The sequence below is a fragment of the Leptospira kemamanensis genome, from assembly GCF_004769665.1.
Taxonomy (GTDB): Bacteria; Spirochaetota; Leptospiria; order Leptospirales; family Leptospiraceae; genus Leptospira_A; species Leptospira_A kemamanensis.
Map to the genome: position 1 here is coordinate 1 of NZ_RQGG01000040.1, position 2508 is coordinate 2508.

5 protein-coding genes are annotated in these 2508 nt (G+C 39.3%); all 5 read right to left on the reverse strand.

Features of this window, described 5'->3' with window-relative positions; genetic code table 11:
- On the reverse strand, positions 1-425 hold a 425-nt coding region (locus tag EHQ59_RS14245; RefSeq protein ID WP_135620312.1), incomplete at its 3' end, for a hypothetical protein.
- A gap of 93 nt (positions 426-518) precedes the next feature.
- Positions 519-1352 (reverse strand): hypothetical protein, encoded by an 834-nt coding sequence (locus EHQ59_RS14250; protein ID WP_135620313.1) that lies wholly within the window; start codon positions 1350-1352, stop codon positions 519-521.
- Positions 1349-1606 (reverse strand): hypothetical protein, encoded by a 258-nt coding sequence (locus tag EHQ59_RS17900; protein ID WP_244245555.1) that lies wholly within the window; start codon positions 1604-1606, stop codon positions 1349-1351. The genes EHQ59_RS14250 and EHQ59_RS17900 overlap by 4 nt, the downstream gene beginning before the upstream one ends.
- A complete protein-coding gene (locus tag EHQ59_RS14255) occupies positions 1551-2108 on the reverse strand; it encodes a hypothetical protein (RefSeq protein ID WP_244245556.1) in 558 nt (185 codons plus the stop codon). The genes EHQ59_RS17900 and EHQ59_RS14255 overlap by 56 nt, the downstream gene beginning before the upstream one ends.
- Entirely contained in the window at positions 2105-2299 is a 195-nt protein-coding gene (locus tag EHQ59_RS14260; RefSeq protein ID WP_167481419.1) for a hypothetical protein, read from the reverse strand. Before EHQ59_RS14260 ends, EHQ59_RS14255 begins: the two co-directional genes overlap by 4 nt.
- Between the last annotated feature and the right edge of the window lie 209 nt (positions 2300-2508).

Here is a 2508-nt window from a genome sequence, read left to right on the forward strand (position 1 = left end):
TGATTCCGTTTTGCGGTCTCTTCTGTCTCTAGGTAAATCTTATTTGCCCAATCCATCACGGAATTTTCTTTTAAAAATTTCTCTCCTGCCTTATCTCCTTTATTGAATGTAATACTTGCCAATTCGTTCATTGCATCACGAAATTCTGGATTTTCATCATTTGCCCAGTTTTTTTGAATATCATCTACATTTTTTTGATAATATTCTCCAGCCTTGATCAGTGCTGTCTCTGCTTTAGAAGGTGGAAGAGTATCTCCTGCATTATATAATTCTTTCCTAACTTTAAAGTTTCCACTTTTCGTTTCAGCATCAAACCATTTTTTTAAATTAGCTTTTTCTACTGGACTTAGATTTGGATCTTTCATCGCTTCTTCTAAGGCTTTTTTTCCTGAGCCAATTGGGCCATCTCCGTAGTATGCATCCAAAATTTTTCTCTTTACATTCGCGTAATCACCAGGACCAAGCCATTCGCCTTTTGGCGGTTTCGAGATTTCCGAATCACCTGCTGAATTTACTACCTACCTATCCATTTTAATTTCATTCGACGGCGATAACTTTTCCCCAGGTTTTAATGGCTCAACTTCTCCTCTAGTAGGCCTAGTATAATCAGTATCCATTCTTGGATCATAATAGTCCCCCATTATTTCTTTTAAAAATTCGGGACGTTGATCTAAGGAATCTTTGTTATCTGCAACTAAGTTTGAACTATCTTCGTTAAGTTCCTTGCCTACAGTGTCATCTTCCGATGCATCAAAGAGTGTTTCTCCTCCTTCGATAGATTCCCCTTCCTCGCCCTCTTCCTCTTTCCTTGTTGGCTTCGGCTCAGTAGCCACAGGAGCTGGCGGCATTGGATTCTGCGGAGCATTCGGATTTGTATTTGGGAAATTTCCAGTTGCTAAACCAAATGCGATCGCACCACCACTCATAAGAAGCCCACCTAATGCAACACCAGCATCTGCAAAATTATCAAAGATGGAGACTTGGTCTTGTCGAATTTGTGCAGCTCGGTCTGCCAAATCTTCTGGAGTCATACCATTGATTTCGTCTTCTGTGAAATTTTCTTTTGCAAGTAGTTCTTTGTCTTTTATTGTTTGGATCTCTTTGTTAATGCCATTACCCATTTGATTGATACCATATGGTCCCATCGCATTTAGTTTTTTTGCAATATCGGAATCATTGAATCCTTCTTTTTTTAACTGATCCCGAACCAAATTTTCATTTTGTGCTAACTTAGTTTTTGCGTCTAGCGTGGATTGGGTTTTATCCTGTGCGGCGCTGATGTTCTGTTCGGCGAAGTTTAATTCATCCATTTGGAAGCCGTTCGGGCCATTCGTGGCGATATCGTTTCTCACTTCCCCGCCTTCACCTGCGACGCCAATCCATCGGTTAACAAATCCAATTCTTCTATCGTAAAACCGCGCAGCTGCACATCTTTTAATCCAATCTCTGGATCTTTCACAGCCACTTTTAGGGCTTTTTTGAGATTGGATAATCTCTTCCAAGGGTAGTCTTTATATGTATCAATATAACCAAGAAAACTTGCACCTAAATCATCTCCCACATTTACCAATGCTCGGTCTTTGATGGTAACAATCACCCAAGACATAGTAGGCATTCGTGTTAGCTGGTGTGGCAGTTCCAAAATCGAATTTGCATTTAATGATTACATCTGTATAACTCGAACATTTAACTTTCTCGATAATCCCTTTTGAATTACTACCTGCCGTGTCAAAGGGTGAGTGAGTTTGGGTTTCGTATTCTAGTTTCCCGTTTTCATATCCGAATCCAAAATAGATTGTCGCCTCATTGAATGCTTCTCGTGTAATCGCAGCATCATCTATACCTTTGATAAAAAAATAAGGATTCTCACTTTTCCCCAACCAAAAGTCAAAATCTTTCAAAAGAATACTAACATCAAATTGTGGCAATGCTTCGAAGTTGATATCCTTATTGCTGATGATACTCCCTTCACTGATTGCAATTTCCGATTCGATACTCTTGTAATCAACCTTTCCATTGTTTGTAGTTGAAACTGCTTGGGCATTTTCCTCTTTTTTGCAGCCGATCAATATTAAAAAGATAAAAATTACTATTTGATGTTTTTTCATTGGATCAATCGTAATTTTTTAAGTAACGGTATATCCTTTTCCGTTGGAACACGAGTCTCAAAAATCTCATTACCCTTGGAGTCGACACCCTTATAAAAACTAAACTCAACATGTGTATGATCCCCTGGATTTCCGATGGATCGACCACTATTACTAGAGATTGAGATAGCTTGTCCGGGTTTGATTTCCATATCTTTTTCCACTAGGATTTGTCCATTATGTGCAATTGTCAATCGGATCCTGTCGCTATCAGATCCGACTTCCAAAGTCACAAACTTACCAAAACCTTGACCACATAGGAACTTGGTAAGAGTTTTGCCAAGAACCAGTCCCCCCGACTCAAGAATGGTTATTCCATATTCGTGACAGATTGCTCATTATGGGAATCCAGTCGGCTTAA